We start from the raw sequence: 15,047 nt of genomic DNA, 5'->3' as shown, positions 1-15,047 counted from the left end.
TCAACGCCCCGCGACCGGTTCCGCGGCGCCGGCGTCATGCGTCGTCGGTGCCGCCGGCGCGCCGGCGGACGTCCTGGCCGCCATCGCCGTGCGCATCGCGGCGGTCGACTGGTCGAGCACGACCTTGCCGCCCTGCAGCATGATGACGCGCTGCGCCGACGCGATCGTCTCCGGCCGGTGCGCAACGATCAGCCGCGTCATCGCGAGTTGCGTGACGGCCGCATTGACCTGCATCTCGCGCTGAATGTCGAGATGGCTCGTCGCCTCGTCGAGCACGAGAATGCCCGGCCGCTTGTACAGCGCGCGCGCGAGCAGCACGCGCTGCTTCTGCCCGCCGGACAGCACCGTGCCCATGTCGCCGACCAGCGTGTTGTAGCCCATCGGCATCGCGGCGATATCGTCGTGCACGGCGGCGATGCGCGCACATTCGGCGACCCAGCGCGGGTCCGCATCCGGGTCGAAGAAGCTGATGTTGTCCGCGATCGAGCCCGCGAACAGCACGTCGTCCTGCAACACGGTGCCGACGAGCCCGCGCAACCGCTCGATGCCGAGCCGGCCGACCTCCAGCCCGCCGATCCGCACCGTGCCGCCCGTCGGCTCGTGGATGCCGAGCAGCACGCCGATCAGCGTCGTCTTGCCGCAACCCGACGGCCCGACGATCGCGACCGACTCGCCCGCCGCGATCTTCGCGCTCACGCCGTCGAGCACCAGCGGCTCGCCGTCCGCATAGCGGAACGACAGCCCGTCGATCTCGATGCTCGCGTCGAGCGCATCGGCCTCGCCCGGCACGCTGCGCAGGCTTGCGTCCGGCTCGCTTTCCGCGAACACGATGTCGGCCAGCCGTTCGCCCTGGAGCTGCAGCATCCTGACTTCGAAATACTTGTCGATCAGGCTGCCGACCCGGCTGTCGAACTGGTTCTTGTACGCGTTGAACGCCATCAGCACGCCCACCGTGAACTGGCCGTCCATCACCATGCGCGCGCCGAGCCAGATGATCAGCACGTTCTCGATGCCGAACAGCAGGCCGTTGAGCTGCTGGTAGAAGATCTGCAGCTTCTGCACGTGCAGGCTCGCATTGACCTGCTCGACCAGCAGCGTGATCCAGCTCGCGCGGCGCTCCGTCTGGCGGTTGAACAGCTTGATCGTCTTCACGCCGCGCACCGTTTCGAGGAAATGGCTCTGCTGCTTGGCCGCGTGTACGATCTGATCCTCGGTCGCGCGCCGCAACGGGCCGTACCACAGCCACCGGACGAGCGCATACAGCGCCATCGTCGCCAGCGCGACGAACCCGAGCACGCGGCTGTAGACGAACATCATCGCGAGCGTGACGACCGTCATCAGCCCGTCGATCACCGCGCCGAGAAACGACGTCGTCAGCGTCTGCTGGATCGTGTCGATCGAACCGAAGCGCGACACGACGTCACCGAGATGGCGCCGCTCGTAATAGCGCACCGGCAGGCTCAGCAGGTGCGTAAACACGTTCGCGCGCCACTGGATGTTCAGCGTGACGCCGACGTACATCAGCGCCCACGCGCGAATCGTGCCGGTCGCCTGCTGCATCAGCAGCAACAGGCCGAAGCCGAGCGCCAGCACCGTCAGCAGGTCGCGATCGGCGCTGACGATCACTTCGTCGATCACCCACTGCAGGAAGAACGGCTGCACCAGCATGAAGACTTCGAGCGCGACGGCGAGCGCAAGGATCTGCGCCAGCGAGCGCGACAGCCCGGACACCGGGCCCAGCAGCTCGCGCAGCTTCACCGCCGGACGCGCCGCGCGCGGCGCGAATCCGGCGGCCGGCCACAGTTCGAGCGCGACGCCGGTGAACGCACGCGACACTTCGGCGAGCGGCACCTTGCGAATGCCGTGCGACGGATCGTGAATCGTCGCGCTCTTGCCGTTCACTTCCTGCAGCACGACGAAGTGGTTGAAATTCCAGTGCAGCAGGCACGGCAGGCGAAGCTGGCCGAGCTGCGCCATGTCCAGCTTCACCGCACGCGTGCCGAGCGAGAGGCGCTGCGCGACTTCGATCACGCGCCCGAGTCCCGCGCCCTTCAGCGATACGGGGAATTGTCCGCGCAGCGTCGCGAGATCCACGTGATGGCCGTGATAGCCGGCCACCATCGCGAGGCATGCGAGCCCGCATTCCGCGGCTTCGGTCTGCAGGATCATCGGCAGCCGGCGGCCGAGGCCGAACGAGAGTCGATCGAGTAATGCCATGCGCGACCTCGTCAGAGTTTGCCGGTCAGGCTGTAAAGCGGCTCGAGCACCCACTCGTACAGGCGCCTGCGCTCCTGCAGGATGTCTGCCTGCAGCGTCATGCCGGCCTGCAACGGTTGCCGCGCGCCATACGCGGTGACGTGCTGCGCATCGAGCGCGACGATCACGCGATAGAAGGTCGCGTCGCGCCCCTCGCCCGGCGTCGCCGCCGGGCCGCCATCGTTTGCGAGTTCGGCCGCCGACAGCGCCGTGCGCGCGATCGACACGACCACGGCGCGATACTGGCCGAACTTCTGATACGGGAACGCCTGATAGCGGATCAGCACCGGCTCGCCGACCCGCACGAAGCCGATCGCCGTGCTCGGCACGAACAGATGCGCCTGCCAGCGCGCGCCGCCCGGCACCACGCTCGCGAGCGGCCGGGACGTATCGACCGACTGGCCGACGTCGGCGATCGCCGCCGTCACGACACCCGTTTCCGGCGCGGTGACGACGATCCGGCGTTTCGCCTCGCTTTCGATCAGGTTCTGGTCGACGTCGATCACGTTGCGATCGATCTGCGCGAGCTGGTTCTGCTGCTTGAGGTCGAGGCCGGCCAGCTGGTTGTTCGCTTCCGTCAGCGACTGCGCCGTCGACGCGCGCTCGCGCAGCAGCCCGTTCAGCTTCGACTGCTGGTCGAGCAGGTCGGCCTCGCGCTGCTGCGCCTGATCCTTCGAAATGTAGTCCTGGGCCAGCAGGCCGCGATACCGTTTCGCGCCGTCGGCCGCGATCGACGTGCGCAACCGCTGCGCCGAAAGCTGATCGTCGATCTGCGCAAGCTCGCCGCGCAGGCTCGCGATCTTCGCGCGCACCGTCGCGCGTTCGTCCTGCTGCAGGCTGCGCGTCTTGTCCATTTCCGCGAGCAGCGATGCCTTGCGTTGCCGCGCCTGCGCGATCAGCGCGGCCTGCGTCGCGCCTTCCGCCGCGCTTTGCAGGTCGGTGGACACCGTATAAAGCGTCTGCCCGCGCGCGACGTGCTGCCCTTCCTTCACGTCGCGCTCGACGACGATGCCTGGCTGCAACGCATAGACCTTCACCAGCCCCGCATCCGGCATCACGACGCCGCTGACCGTCGTACGACGCGTGTAGGTGCCGAACGCGAAGAACAGCAGCACGCATGCGGCCATCGCGACCGCTGACGCCGCCAGCAGCGTCAGCGGCACGGGGCGCGCCAGCACGATCTCGCCCAGCGCGCCGGCGCGCTGCGCCTGTTGCGCTTCGTGCCGGAAGAGAGAAGTCGGGTTCGTCAAGATACGGGATTACAGACAGTCAGTTGGGTTCGACGGATGCGTCCCGGTTGCCCGGGAAGATCGCCGCGGCGCCCCGCTCCGGTGCCGCGGCGATCCGCGATTCACGCGATGGCGACGCAGCGCGCGCCATCGCACGGAAATCGCGTCCGGCTTACGCGTGCTGGCCGGTCAGCAGGCCGAGCAGTGCATTGCCCGTGCCGACGACGGCCGTCGTCAGTGCTTCGCCGACGTTGTAGAGCGTCTGGCCGTACAGCTCGACCACGTTGCCCAGCGTGTCGAAAATCGAGCCGCCGCTGTAGTAGCCGCCGGAAACTTGTGCGATTTCCTGTTGATTCAGTTCTTGCATTGCGTTTCTCCAGATTGAGAATGCTAGATAACCCATCTAGCGAGGCATCGAACCACGCCGCGATCGCGACGCAGATCAATACGTTAAATATGTTAAATTCTCGGGCAAGACGATTGCATTGCGCAGTCACACCTCATTAACCAAGTCGACAAAACGGCGCACATCGCTCCGCCCACTCGAATATCTCGAGCCACCTTTTCGCAATACTCGCGAGGTCAATCCGCATTCGATAACGCATTCCGCTTTCGATATACCGTCAATTCCTGCGATACCGGCCATCCGGCTCGGCGGTTTCGATCTGCAGACGAGCGGGCGCTACAGATCAGGCGCCACCATAGCTGGAACGCCATGAACCGTCGGAATGAAAACGATAATGAATGCCCGCCTTAGGACTGACCGGTAACAAGCATGCGCCAAATGCCCCACCCAATCGGTCATTTTCGAATGGCTGAATCACACCCGATTTTTCTCATTGAATTTTTTACAAAATTGAATTCGACGCGCCAATGATCCGACAGTTTCCGGTCACTCTTTGTACGATACCGCACCATCGGGCAAACCCGATATCCGACGGCAATTGATTCTATTTCCACGGGGAATTACGGACTTGAATGCCGAGATTGAATTTCCGTGGTTGATTCTGGAAAGCAGTTGTCCCGGCGACCGAACGGCCGGGTGGTCCCATCGAATTTATATGCAAATGAAATGCATGAATGGATCGCGTGCAATGGCCTGGGTGTGCGAGCGAATGCGCACCGGGCCATGCAGACGGCCCGGCGCGCGGCACCGTATCACCCTGCTTTCGGCTTCGCGAGTTGATCCGCGACGGGCAGGCTGCGGATGCGCGTCCCCGTCGCCGCGAAGATCGCGTTGGTCAGCGCCGGCGCGACCGGCGGCAGGCCCGGCTCGCCCACGCCGCCGAGCGGCGTCGCGTAGTCGTCCGGCGCGACAAGGTGCACGCGGATTTCACGCGGCGCCTCGTTCATCCGCAACACCTGGAAGCCGTTGAAGTTGCTCTGCTCCGGGCGTCCGTCCTTGAACGTGATCTCGCCGTGCAGCGCAATGCCGAGCCCCATCACCACCGCACCTTCGAGCTGCGAGCGCACGCGCTCCGGGTTGACTTGCGGCCCGCAGTCGATCGCAATATCGACGCGCGGCACCGCGATCGCACCGTCCGCGCCGACCTGCACTTCGCACACGGCCGCCGTGTACGACACGAAGCTGCGATGCGCGGCAATCCCGAGCCCGCGCCCCTTCGGCAGCTTGCGCCCCCAACCGGCTTCGCGCGCGACCGTCTCGATCACGCGCCGCAGCCGTCCGGTATCGACCGGATACAACGCCGGATCCTCGCCGTAGTTCACGTTCTTCACCGTGATGTGCGGTTCGAATCGTCGCGCCGGCCCGATCAGGTCGAGCAGGAAATCCTTCGGATCGCGGCCCGCCGCATGCGCGAGCTCGGACACGAAACTCTGAATCCCGAACGCGTGCGGAATGTTGTACACCGAACGAAACCAGCCGATCCGCGTGTGCGCTTCCGCGGCCGGATTCTCGATCCTCACGTTCCGGACTGCGAATGGAAGATCCGCGATGCCTTGCGCGAGCTCGCCCGGCTGCTCATGCACGACGCCGGCCCTGAAAGTCGACTGGATCGAAGGCGCGACCGTGCGATGCTGCCACGCGACCACCTTCCCCGCCGCATCGAGACCGCCTTCGAACGCCTCCAGCGACACCGCGTGGAAATAGTCGTGCGCGATGTCGTCCTCGCGCGTGAACGTCAGCTTCACGGGCGCGCCGACTGCCTTCGACAGCAACGCGGCCTCCACCACGTAGTCCGGCTTCGACTTGCGGCCGAAGCCGCCGCCAAGCAGCGTCACGTTGACCGTTACCCGCTCGGTCGGCAACGCGAGCGCCTTCGCGATTTCGTCGCGCGTGGTCTGCGGCGCCTGCGTGCAGGTCCACACCTCGCAGCGGCCGTCGGCCACGCGCGCGACTGCCGCCGGCGGCTCCATCGTCGCGTGCGCGAGATGCGGAACGTAGTACGTCGCGCGCACCCGCTTCGCGGCGCCCGCGAGCGCCGCGGCCGTATCGCCGTCGTTGCGGATCACGTCGCCCGGCTGCGCGGCCGCCGCTTCGAGCGTCTTGCGGTAGGCGGCCGAATCGTAGCCTGCGTGCGGCCCGTGCTTCCAGTCGATCTTCAACTGCGCGCGCGCCTGGATGGCCGTCCACGTGTCGCGCGCGATCACGGCCACACCGCCGAGCGGCTGGAACCCGGACGGCAGCGGTGCCGACGCAAGCTGCACGACCTTGACGACACCCGGCAGCTTCTCCGCGGCCGACGCGTCGAACGACGCGACCGTATCGCCATAAACCGGCGGACGTGCGACCACCGCATACAGCATGCCGTCGAGCCGCGTGTCGATCCCGTAGCGCGCGCGGCCACCGACGATGTCGCGTCCGTCGATCAACGCCGTCCTGCCCTTGCCGATATAGCGGAACTCGGCCGGCGCCTTCAACGACACGCTCTTCGGATCGGGCGCCGGCAGCGCGGCTGCCTTGGCGGCCAGTTCGCCGAAGCCGAGCTTGCGTCCGGTTTTCGTATCGACGACCTCGTGGACTGCCGCCTTCACCTGACGCACGTCGACGCCCCACGTCGCCGCGGCGGCCTGCTCGAGCATCGTGCGCGCAGCGGCGCCCGCGCGACGCAGCGCCGCGAAACTCTGGCGCAGGCTGCGCGAGCCGTCGGTGTTCTGGTTGCCGTAGCGCGGCTCGTCGCCGACCGCCTGCGCGACCTTCACGCGCGCCCAATCCGCGCCCAGTTCGTCGGCGACCACGAGCGCGACGCTCGTGCGCACGCCCTGCCCCATCTCGGAGCGGATGCAGGTCACCGTGACCGTACCGTCCGGCGCGATCGCGACGAACAGGTTCGGATCGTCGCGCAATCCGTGCGGCATGCCAGCGCCGCCGTACTTCGGATTCGGGCTGACCGGCGGCTGCACCGGCGCGGCCGCGCGCGCGAGCGACGGCACACCGAACGCGAGCAGCAGCCCGCCGGCGGCGAAGCCGAGCAGCAATGCGCGGCGGCTTTCGTTGTGGACGGAGAGTTCCGGCGCGTTCATGCGGCACCTCCACGGCGCACCGCCAGCCGGATTGCCGCGCGAATGCGCGTATAGGTGCCGCAGCGACAGATGTTGCCGGACATCGCGTCGTCGATGTCGGCATCGCTCGGGTGAGGATTGGTCTTCAGCAGCGAGGCGGCCTGCATGATCTGTCCGGACTGACAGTAGCCGCATTGCGCAACGTTCAGTTCCTGCCAGGCTTGCTGCAGCGGGTGGGTCAGGTCGGTCGACAATCCTTCGATCGTCGTCACGCGCTTGCCGGCGGCGACCGCGACGGGCGTGATGCATGCGCGGATCGCTTCACCGTCGAGATGCACGGTGCATGCGCCGCACAGCGCCATCCCGCAGCCGAACTTGGTGCCCGTGTGGCCGAGGACGTCGCGCAGATACCAGAGCAACGGCATGTCGGGGTTGCCGTCGAAATGTTGTTCGCTACCGTTGACGGTCAGCGTGATCATCGTTCATCTCCTGTTGGCGGCGCCGCGTCGCGCGGGCGTCGTGTGGGGATTTGAACGGCGCTGGGCACATTCCGAACGACCAGGTGGGCCTGACGCCGTTTCGTTTCCGGATTGCATCGGGTGGCGATGCAATCACGGCGATGGTGCCGTCTGGTTGCCCGTGCAACGGTTCGGCGGGATTCGGACGATTGCGCGTAGCGGGGATCGCCGCAGGTATTATCAGACGAATTCGCGATTGTCGTCGGGTGGGGTGATTCAGGGGGGGTGTGGTCGGTGCGGCACGACCTATCACGATTGAGCGTCGCCACATCCTGCTTCTGGTTCGCCTTGTCCGTGATCGTGATGTTGCCGGCAAAGGGACGCTGGCCCTAGAATTGTTTCGAGATCTGTCTTTGATGAGATTTGCGCCTGAGAGATCTTGCTATTCATCTTTCTTCACTGACAATCGAAACCGTTGGCCTCCTCGAATTGCCTGACAGAATCTTGCAGAGACGAAGCCGACCCCAATTGATGCAGCCGCCCGTTCTCCCGCTCCACAATAATTGGCCCATTTCCCCCTAGAGAAAATATAATGTTTCCGGTCTCCAAATACTTTTTCGAATTGAATACGAACACCCACCCATACTGCTTTTCGATCGTCTTTCCCTCAACCACCGCATAGCCACCGATGGACTCGGTTGAATCCATTTGATCAAGATACTCTCGAACAAGTTGCAGCGCCTGGTCCTTGGTTATAGCCATACTTCCTCCTATTTGTCTGTCCTGAGAATAAACCATTGCGTGTACCCATCGCTCAGGTTTGTAGGCTTGCCAGTTTGGCCAACTAGGAAACGAATCGTTCCGCCTTGATTTACTACGTTACTAAAGTGTCCTACCTCATCTCCACGAGCACCGAACACAACTGCTCTGGAGCCATCCCCCCAATTCGACATAGTCTGAGCGATCGCATCAGGACCTGTACGACCGATCCAATTGAAGGGCGTTTTTCCGAAAGCCGTCGCAACATCCGCAGGGCTTGTCACCTGTCCTGGCAAGGCGCTCGCCGGATTTCCGGCCAACCTATCTTCGAGCCGAAAGACACATTTCATAGGCAATTCGAGGTCCCGAAAATGCAGCAACATCATAAAACCTCATCAGCACAACCCCTCACACCGAAACAAGCCGGAAGAAATTTGCACACCCAAACCTTGACCAACCTGACTGAAAACCCATCAAACCACAACACCAAGTCGAACGCCTGATTCAATCAAAACACTTTGATATATGTTACAACTTGATTTGAGTTAACTGACAAATTACAAGAATCATCACCAGCCACTTCAACCCCCTTCAATTTGTCCGAATAAAAAACCTCCTCAGCATCATCGAATTCAATTTCCACAAACTCAAGCAACTCAGCGACCTTTTCACCGAGACCAACCTTACTCAAGAGTTTTCCCTTATATGCATATTCAGCACCACCCGCAACAGACTCAACTACGATGCTTTCTAGCATATCTTGTTTAAAAACAAGCCGCGCCAATATATTTTGCCAATCATACTCAACAGCCCCCATATCAGCCGCACGAAAATATATAACCCCAGATTGACGACAATCAATCAATATTTTCGGTGAATTACGGAACCTAGTCGCTTTTTGGAGAACCTCTCCGTCGCATCCTATCAGCTTGCGCACGACGTTACTCGACAACCCAAGGTGCAATCCGAGCATTGCTCGCCCCGGCTCAATTGGTGCTTCCCAGTCAATCCCGTCATTCATTGGCGACTCCACTTCTTCCCTACTGGATCATAGGTGATTGGCTTCCCCGCCTGATCATAGAAAGTAGTATTACTTTCAGGCCAGCCCTTAACCTTGTATGTGCTCGGGTCAATCACCTTAACTGTCGATCCATCAGTGTAGGTAAATTTGTAATACTGCCCGCCATGCACAGAATCGGCGCTCGATGGGCTATATTGGACCTGTTTCACCACGACACTACCATCACTCGGAGCATGGCCGGCTCCCGCCGCGTCGCCAGCCGATCCGAGCCCGCCCGCCGTCAATCCCGCCGTCAGCGCACCGGCCACGATATGCAGCGCAACGCGATTGTCGCCACCTTCGGCCCAGTCCTTGGCCTCCCGCAAATACTGCGCCTTGAGCGCCGGATCGGTCGTGCTATTCACATTTTTTTGCGCTTCCGCCTGCTTCTTGTCCGCATAAGTGCCGATCTGCTTCGCGATAGTTTCTTACAGCCCCCCAGCCCGCGAAAAAATTCGAGAAAGTAAGCGCCAACACCAAAAAAAATAAATCAACAAAAATGACCCACCGAAATATATCAACGTCTCATCTTCATTAAAATCAAATACATGTCGAATCAGCCCCGACACCAGAAATGCCCAGAATACACCCGTCCCAAAAGAAATAAATGCAATTTCCAGGAATCGGAAAATACCCTCGTAAGCGTTTTTAGTCATGGACGACTCGGCTTGGCTTCCTTCGAAACATCATTATAAACCGCAACACCTCTTGACCCAATCACAAACAGCATCAATGGTTGATTTACCCCTAGCAATGGCATTTTTGTGAGCGGAAGCAATTTAACGTTGTTGTATGCAGGAACCGTAACACCAAACATCGACTGTGGGCGACCAAGCCCGTCGGCAAGTCCAACGTTAAGTGTGCGAGGCGCAAAGAGACCACCGACGCTTACACCAAAATTCACGACGTCGTACGCCGTCCCACCCCATTTAGGAGAAATGGAAGAGAAAGTCTCTCTCAAAGGGTTATATCCGGCGGCCCCACGACCCATATAAAAGTTGTACAACCCAGAAGCGCCCTCAGTAAAGTCGCTGGCTCCCATGGCAGTCATTGGCCCTCCAACGATACACACCGGCCCACCAACGCCACATATACCGAGACCGGTAGTCGTCGCGATACCGCCCGTCACCACCTTAATGGCATCTTTTCCAGGGGCAATAAGATTCGCCTTAACATTATCAAAATATTTCTGACCATCCGTATACACGAACAGCCCTTTATCTTGCTGCCCCTTCACCCATCCTATTTCCGATTTCAGATTCTCCGCCTCAACAAGCGAAACGAAGTTTGCATTAAAGGCTGCACGGGTCGAACGCTTCTCAAGTGCCTTATCGCCATTCGCCTTGTCGTGGATGGCCTTCTTTTCGTCCGGATGCAACTGCCGATTGAACCGATCCACACTCGCCCCGCTCAACGCCCCCGTTCCACCACCCACCAAAGCACCCGCACCGCCCGCCAGCACGTTCAGGTCGTGGCCGGGAGAAAGGCTCACGTCGTTGGTCGCCGCGATCGTTGCGGCCTTCGCCGTCAGGTCGTTGCCGGCCTGCACCGCAACCGTGCTGCCCGACAACGTCGTGCCGACCGCATTCGTGTAGCTGCTCGAATCGATCGTGTGCGTCGACTTCGACGACAGGAAGCCGTTCTCCTTGCGATAGTGCTCGTCGTTCGCGCTCGCGCTCTGCTCGCCGGCGTTCAGGTTGACATCGTGCCCGGCACTCACGCCAATTGCGCCTTGCGCTTTGGCGTACGCAGCCGTCGCATTCACGTCGTGGCCGGCGACTATCGCCAGGTTGCCGCCCGTCGCGATCTGCGTGCCCGTATCGCCACCTGCGTGTAAATCTGCATGCTTGTCAGTTGTGCGTGCCCCAACATCACGTGCACGAACCGCACGTCCGCTCCGTTCTCCAGCATCTCCGTCAATTACCGCTCCCAGCAATTGACCATCTCCCCGATCACCGCTACCGGATCGGCAATCGCGAGATGACCGAACAGGAGATTCAGGACTGCATCCACCACGACGAACAATTCGCCGCTGAACAATAGCCTCGACGTCGCTCTCGCTCCCCGCGTTCATAAACACCGAGCTCGGCATCCGCCAGGCTCGGTCGTTCAACTAAAGAAAAGGTTCTTCAACACCACATACACGATGAAACCCATCATCGCCGTAAAACAGCACCACCAGATGATTTTCTGCGCTCGCGTCTTCGGAACAGATGTAATTGACGGTCCCATGGCTACCACCTAATTCCAGTTTTCCCTTGATCAACGGAGAAACCCCAGCCAACGGATGCCGGGTTGTTTGTCTTCCCCACGTTCACACCTGCACCGAAGCCTACAACAGTCGCCGTACCGTTACCAGGCGACAACATGACGCCGCCACCCAAACCACCGTACAGCGCGGATCCCCCGCCTGCATATCCGCCAGCAAAGTTATTTGTCTGTCCCGGCCGGACCGTACTCGTATTCAGATAGCCAGCCGATATATTCACACCTGCACCGACCGGGTTCGGCAGCCCCATGTTCAATCCGCCACCGAAGAACGCGTTCCCGTCTCGCGTAAACGTCCCCCACACGCTCCCCACAAAGTAATCCACCTGGAAATTCACAAAATCAGGCGCACGAACCAAACCCGGATTCTTGCCCGTCGTCGTCGCCTGATACGAGAACCCGCTACCCTGCGCTCCCTTCACAATATACGCCTGCAAATCAGGATCGCCCGGACCCAACGATTGCGTCCACACCGTCTGACCCGCCTTGTTCACACCATACCGCGTCCACTCCGTACCGTCCTGCGGCATCTCTCCCGACGCTACTCGAACATTGCCCGGCAACACCCCTCCATCACTCATCACCAGATCCATTTGCGCCATCTGGTCTTGAATCTGCTGCACCGTGTATTTCCCGTCGCTTTCCGCTGCCAGCTTCTTCGCCAGCGTCTGCTCCTTCGCCTTGCTGTCCTCGTGCAACTGCCGATTAAACCGGATTTCACAATGGCATCACGAATCATTTTTTTCGCACAAAAGCCACCGTTGCGAAAACGCAAAAAACAAGCCCCAACAGAATGCCATTCACTAAAACGAATCTCGTATCGTTGCTCGCCCACAAGAAACCACCACCGTAAAAATAGGCCACAAAAATCATTACAAATGCCTTGATGGAGGCAAAGCACAGAAACGACAGCAAGAAAGCAGCTAAATATAAGGCAATCAATCTAAGCATTTCTTCATTTCCCAATCCGAGATTTGGCATCGTTTATCGCTTTCGTTCCTGCCTCAGCGCCGGCAGCCCCCCCTATACCGGCACCAATTGCAGGAACATTGTTCGGATTGAACAGATTTTGTCCTGATGATCCCGCCCAAACACCAGTCCCGGACCACCCAAAACTACCCATCCCGGACTTCGACAACGCGGAAATTAGATTTTGCATGGCGAGTCCCGTACCATAACCGATAGCCGCCGCACCCGCGTTCACCGCTGCACCGGTTGCAATGCTATCGTGTTTGCCAGAGATTGCATTATTAGTGACGGTATCAAGAGCACCTGTCACTGCGTTTATTACGACATTCCCAAAGAATTTGGTGTAAGTGCCAGATCCACCGGCCAATGCCGCATACCCAACATCGACTGGATTCACTGTGCCATTCTGGAAGTATTGCGATGTCGCGTTTACACTGCCAGTTAGGACGCCAATCCCAATAGGCGACGCCCACGCGCTGGACCCCAAAGCTCCGGTCGAACCAAAAATTGGCGCGCCAGGGATAGCGGCTAACCCGGCAGCAATCTCTGGTGCCAGTCCGGCAGTTACCAACCCTCCGGCAATGACGAGGCCGGCCTTTGGATTAGCCACCGCGCCAGGCAACGCTCTCTGCTCCGGCGTCAGCGAACCATCCTTGTTCCCAGATAAGAACGGACTGTTGTACTCTGCCGACGTCGCATGGAACAGCCCGCCACCATTCTGACTGATATAGGCCACCGCGGTTGCGTCCCCTCCCGGCCCCTTGCTTGCCGCTGCATCCACCAAACGATAGCCGTTTGCCAGCAACATATTCTGCGCCTGATCCGCGGTGAGTGATTTACCGGTTTTTTCTTCGTAGAACTTCGCGAAGTCCTTCGCCTTATCCTTCGCCCACTGCCGCTCATCAGGGTGCAGTTGCCGGTTGAACCGATCCACACTCGCCCCGCTCAACGCCCCCGTTCCACCACCCACCAAAGCACCCGCACCGCCCGCCAGCACGTTCGACGTCAGGTTCCCCAGCAGTTCATCCACGTTCTTGTTGCCCGTTGGCCCCGCATCCTTGATCGACTGCGCGATTTCATTCAGTTGCGGTGCGAGCTTCGCTGATATTCCCGCGCCCGCAGCCCCGCCGAACCTTCGCTGCATCGGGCAATGAACTCGGCACATCGAGTGCAAAGCGGTCGATACGGAAACACGGCGTTTCGATGGGAAGCGCCGGATACGCTTCAATGCGCGGCACGTCCGACCGAACGGAAGGGGCACGCACTGCCGCATCACGCTGCTGCGCGTCGCGTTGCTGCTGTGCCTGCCTGTCCTGTTCCGCATTCGCACGCGCAGCGGCAGCTTGGTCGGCAGGCGTGGGGGTTTGTTGTGCGCACACGGCAAGCGAAGCAGCCACTAATGGCAGCGCAATAAGCGGCCTGATTACTCGCATAAATTGTTTTCCGCGACTTCACGACAAATTCTCAACAATCGCATCAATGCAAAATGCATTGCCCATAAATTCAACGAACTCCTCCCGACTTCATCAAATCCAGCGCAACTTCCAACGTTTGCCGAACGGCCCGCGAGTGGCGCTTCTGTTGATACACAGAAAGTTCAATTGTCTTTAATCGTGGTGGATTAGACATCGAACAAACACCTCTAGCAATCTCAACCTCAGCAATAGTCGTCGAGTTGACCAAGATTCGATAAATGTCTTCCCCTTGCTCCGGAATGCAATCGACAACGAATGCCAATTTAATTCCCGGAAAACTCCCACGTAAAGTTTCGCTCAGCGCATCCGTTCCATCTATCAAGTTTTTAGAACTTTCCAACAATTTTTGGCGCACCGCTTCGCCCCTTACCTGTTTATATGTATTCATTTCAATCTCCCCGGAAACGCGGTGACCAGATTCCCGAACTTATCGGTCATAACAGTCATCACGGATGTAGGCTGAAATTTGTCGAACTTATCCGTTCCAATAGATCTTCCTGTATCGACTTCACGGATATACCTCGGCCCTGCCGGCGTTTGTACCTCTTTCGTGATAGGAGTTGAAACCGTATTCGGATCTTGAAGCAGCCTTCTCAAATCACTTTCGCTAATTGTAAACTGACTCGCATTGACGTTTGAATCAAAGTGACGGTCGCCAATGTGCTCAATACCATCGTTCGTAATGTTGATACGTGACTGAACTCGGCCCGGCGTGGAACCCGTGCTTTCACCCGACTGTTGATCGTTGCCGCTCGACAAAATAGGCCCACCGGGCGTCACGACAGGGGCAACGCTCACAGTCGGACACAAGACACCCGGTCCACACGGTACAGCACCTACTGTAACCGTAGCCCCTGCTGGCCCGCTCGGCGTCTTCGGCCCGCCACCATTCGGGTCGATTTGCGGGTTCGCATCGCCCTGCTGCACGTCGGTCGGCAACTTCACGTGTGAATTCGCCACGTCACGCGGCAAGTTCTTCTCGTCTTCTCCGAAACCCAGCACGCCGCGTTTGAACTGGTCGAACTGGCTCAGCCCCAAGTCCTTGCCCTGCTGAATCAGCGTGTAGTCGAACAGCCCCTTTTTCGCCTTTTGAAAACCCGACCACTCCAAT

At 60.1% G+C, this 15,047-nt stretch carries 15 protein-coding genes and 2 pseudogenes; all 17 read right to left on the bottom strand.

The genetic code is table 11. The features are described 5' to 3' along the window. The 17 genes and pseudogenes from WS46_RS16970 to WS46_RS36460 all read right to left on the bottom strand — a co-directional run bounded on the left by WS46_RS16970 (position 1) and on the right by WS46_RS36460 (position 15,046). Positions 1-2,217, bottom strand: a complete 2,217-nt coding sequence (locus WS46_RS16970; RefSeq protein WP_059691187.1) for a peptidase domain-containing ABC transporter — start codon at positions 2,215-2,217, stop codon at positions 1-3. A gap of 11 nt (positions 2,218-2,228) precedes the next feature. Continuing rightward, positions 2,229-3,506 carry an HlyD family secretion protein gene (locus WS46_RS16965; protein WP_059691186.1) on the bottom strand — a complete coding sequence of 426 codons (1,278 nt, stop codon included), beginning with the start codon at positions 3,504-3,506 and terminating at the stop codon, positions 2,229-2,231. 151 nt (positions 3,507-3,657) lie between these two features. Next, positions 3,658-3,852 (bottom strand): hypothetical protein, encoded by a 195-nt coding sequence (locus WS46_RS16960; RefSeq protein ID WP_059449338.1) that lies wholly within the window; start codon positions 3,850-3,852, stop codon positions 3,658-3,660. Between the two features lie 791 nt (positions 3,853-4,643). Continuing rightward, on the bottom strand, positions 4,644-6,968 hold the full coding sequence (locus WS46_RS16955; RefSeq protein WP_059691185.1) for a xanthine dehydrogenase family protein molybdopterin-binding subunit: 2,325 nt from the start codon (positions 6,966-6,968) through the stop codon (positions 4,644-4,646). Then, positions 6,965-7,426: a (2Fe-2S)-binding protein gene (locus WS46_RS16950; RefSeq protein WP_059691184.1), complete on the bottom strand. Its 462-nt coding sequence runs from the start codon at positions 7,424-7,426 to the stop codon at positions 6,965-6,967. The genes WS46_RS16955 and WS46_RS16950 overlap by 4 nt, the downstream gene beginning before the upstream one ends. Before the next feature lie 435 nt (positions 7,427-7,861). Beyond that, positions 7,862-8,167 carry a YrhB domain-containing protein gene (locus WS46_RS16945; RefSeq protein WP_059691183.1) on the bottom strand — a complete coding sequence of 102 codons (306 nt, stop codon included), beginning with the start codon at positions 8,165-8,167 and terminating at the stop codon, positions 7,862-7,864. Between the two features lie 8 nt (positions 8,168-8,175). Further along, positions 8,176-8,514: a toxin glutamine deamidase domain-containing protein gene (locus tag WS46_RS36890; RefSeq protein ID WP_373558363.1), complete on the bottom strand. Its 339-nt coding sequence runs from the start codon at positions 8,512-8,514 to the stop codon at positions 8,176-8,178. 158 nt (positions 8,515-8,672) lie between these two features. Then, positions 8,673-9,185: a hypothetical protein gene (locus WS46_RS35390; RefSeq protein ID WP_156443142.1), complete on the bottom strand. Its 513-nt coding sequence runs from the start codon at positions 9,183-9,185 to the stop codon at positions 8,673-8,675. After that, a complete protein-coding gene (locus WS46_RS36075; protein ID WP_179949160.1) occupies positions 9,182-9,589 on the bottom strand; it encodes a hypothetical protein in 408 nt (135 codons plus the stop codon). The genes WS46_RS35390 and WS46_RS36075 overlap by 4 nt, the downstream gene beginning before the upstream one ends. 1,094 nt (positions 9,590-10,683) lie before the next feature. Then, positions 10,684-11,055, bottom strand: a pseudogene (locus WS46_RS36885) (hemagglutinin repeat-containing protein); the annotation flags it as partial. Next, a complete protein-coding gene (locus WS46_RS34045) occupies positions 11,004-11,135 on the bottom strand; it encodes a tyrosine-type recombinase/integrase (RefSeq protein ID WP_081053158.1) in 132 nt (43 codons plus the stop codon). The gene WS46_RS34045 and the pseudogene WS46_RS36885, both read right to left, overlap by 52 nt. A gap of 323 nt (positions 11,136-11,458) precedes the next feature. Continuing rightward, positions 11,459-12,190 carry a hypothetical protein gene (locus tag WS46_RS16930; RefSeq protein WP_059691180.1) on the bottom strand — a complete coding sequence of 244 codons (732 nt, stop codon included), beginning with the start codon at positions 12,188-12,190 and terminating at the stop codon, positions 11,459-11,461. Positions 12,191-12,227: 37 nt separating this feature from the next. Continuing rightward, positions 12,228-12,473, bottom strand: coding sequence for a hypothetical protein (locus WS46_RS35375; RefSeq protein ID WP_155623829.1), 246 nt, complete (start codon positions 12,471-12,473; stop codon positions 12,228-12,230). Further along, complete coding sequence (locus WS46_RS36070; protein ID WP_179949159.1) at positions 12,448-13,605, bottom strand: hypothetical protein; 1,158 nt, start codon at positions 13,603-13,605, stop codon at positions 12,448-12,450. The genes WS46_RS35375 and WS46_RS36070 overlap by 26 nt, the downstream gene beginning before the upstream one ends. Beyond that, a pseudogene (locus WS46_RS36465) lies at positions 13,589-13,894 on the bottom strand (ShlB/FhaC/HecB family hemolysin secretion/activation protein); the annotation flags it as partial. The pseudogene WS46_RS36465 and the gene WS46_RS36070, both read right to left, overlap by 17 nt. A 70-nt stretch (positions 13,895-13,964) precedes the next feature. Then, positions 13,965-14,324, bottom strand: coding sequence for a hypothetical protein (locus WS46_RS35365; protein WP_156443141.1), 360 nt, complete (start codon positions 14,322-14,324; stop codon positions 13,965-13,967). After that, on the bottom strand, positions 14,321-15,046 hold the full coding sequence (locus WS46_RS36460) for a hypothetical protein (RefSeq protein ID WP_257130004.1): 726 nt from the start codon (positions 15,044-15,046) through the stop codon (positions 14,321-14,323). The genes WS46_RS35365 and WS46_RS36460 overlap by 4 nt, the downstream gene beginning before the upstream one ends. Position 15,047: the final 1 nt, after the last annotated feature.

The organism is Burkholderia sp. RF4-BP95 (assembly GCF_001521985.1).
In the GTDB taxonomy this organism is placed as follows: domain Bacteria; phylum Pseudomonadota; class Gammaproteobacteria; order Burkholderiales; family Burkholderiaceae; genus Burkholderia; species Burkholderia diffusa.
Note: the sequence above shows the minus strand (reverse complement) of the source record. Positions and strands in the feature narration are given on the sequence as shown.

Excerpts from the sequence above, each read along its gene's own strand:
- WS46_RS16955 (WP_059691185.1), bottom strand. The coding sequence starts at position 6,968 with ATGAACGCGCCGGAACTCTCCGTCCACAACGAAAGCCGCCGCGCATTG.
- WS46_RS16945 (WP_059691183.1), bottom strand. The coding sequence starts at position 8,167 with ATGGCTATAACCAAGGACCAGGCGCTGCAACTTGTTCGAGAGTATCTT.
- WS46_RS35375 (WP_155623829.1), bottom strand. The coding sequence starts at position 12,473 with ATGCCAAATCTCGGATTGGGAAATGAAGAAATGCTTAGATTGATTGCC.
- WS46_RS35390 (WP_156443142.1), bottom strand. The coding sequence starts at position 9,185 with ATGAATGACGGGATTGACTGGGAAGCACCAATTGAGCCGGGGCGAGCA.
- WS46_RS16970 (WP_059691187.1), bottom strand. The coding sequence starts at position 2,217 with ATGGCATTACTCGATCGACTCTCGTTCGGCCTCGGCCGCCGGCTGCCG.
- WS46_RS36070 (WP_179949159.1), bottom strand. The coding sequence starts at position 13,605 with ATGCAGCGAAGGTTCGGCGGGGCTGCGGGCGCGGGAATATCAGCGAAG.
- WS46_RS34045 (WP_081053158.1), bottom strand. The coding sequence starts at position 11,135 with ATGCTGGAGAACGGAGCGGACGTGCGGTTCGTGCACGTGATGTTGGGG.
- WS46_RS16950 (WP_059691184.1), bottom strand. The coding sequence starts at position 7,426 with ATGATCACGCTGACCGTCAACGGTAGCGAACAACATTTCGACGGCAAC.
- WS46_RS16960 (WP_059449338.1), bottom strand. The coding sequence starts at position 3,852 with ATGCAAGAACTGAATCAACAGGAAATCGCACAAGTTTCCGGCGGCTAC.
- WS46_RS36890 (WP_373558363.1), bottom strand. The coding sequence starts at position 8,514 with ATGAAATGTGTCTTTCGGCTCGAAGATAGGTTGGCCGGAAATCCGGCG.
- WS46_RS35365 (WP_156443141.1), bottom strand. The coding sequence starts at position 14,324 with ATGAATACATATAAACAGGTAAGGGGCGAAGCGGTGCGCCAAAAATTG.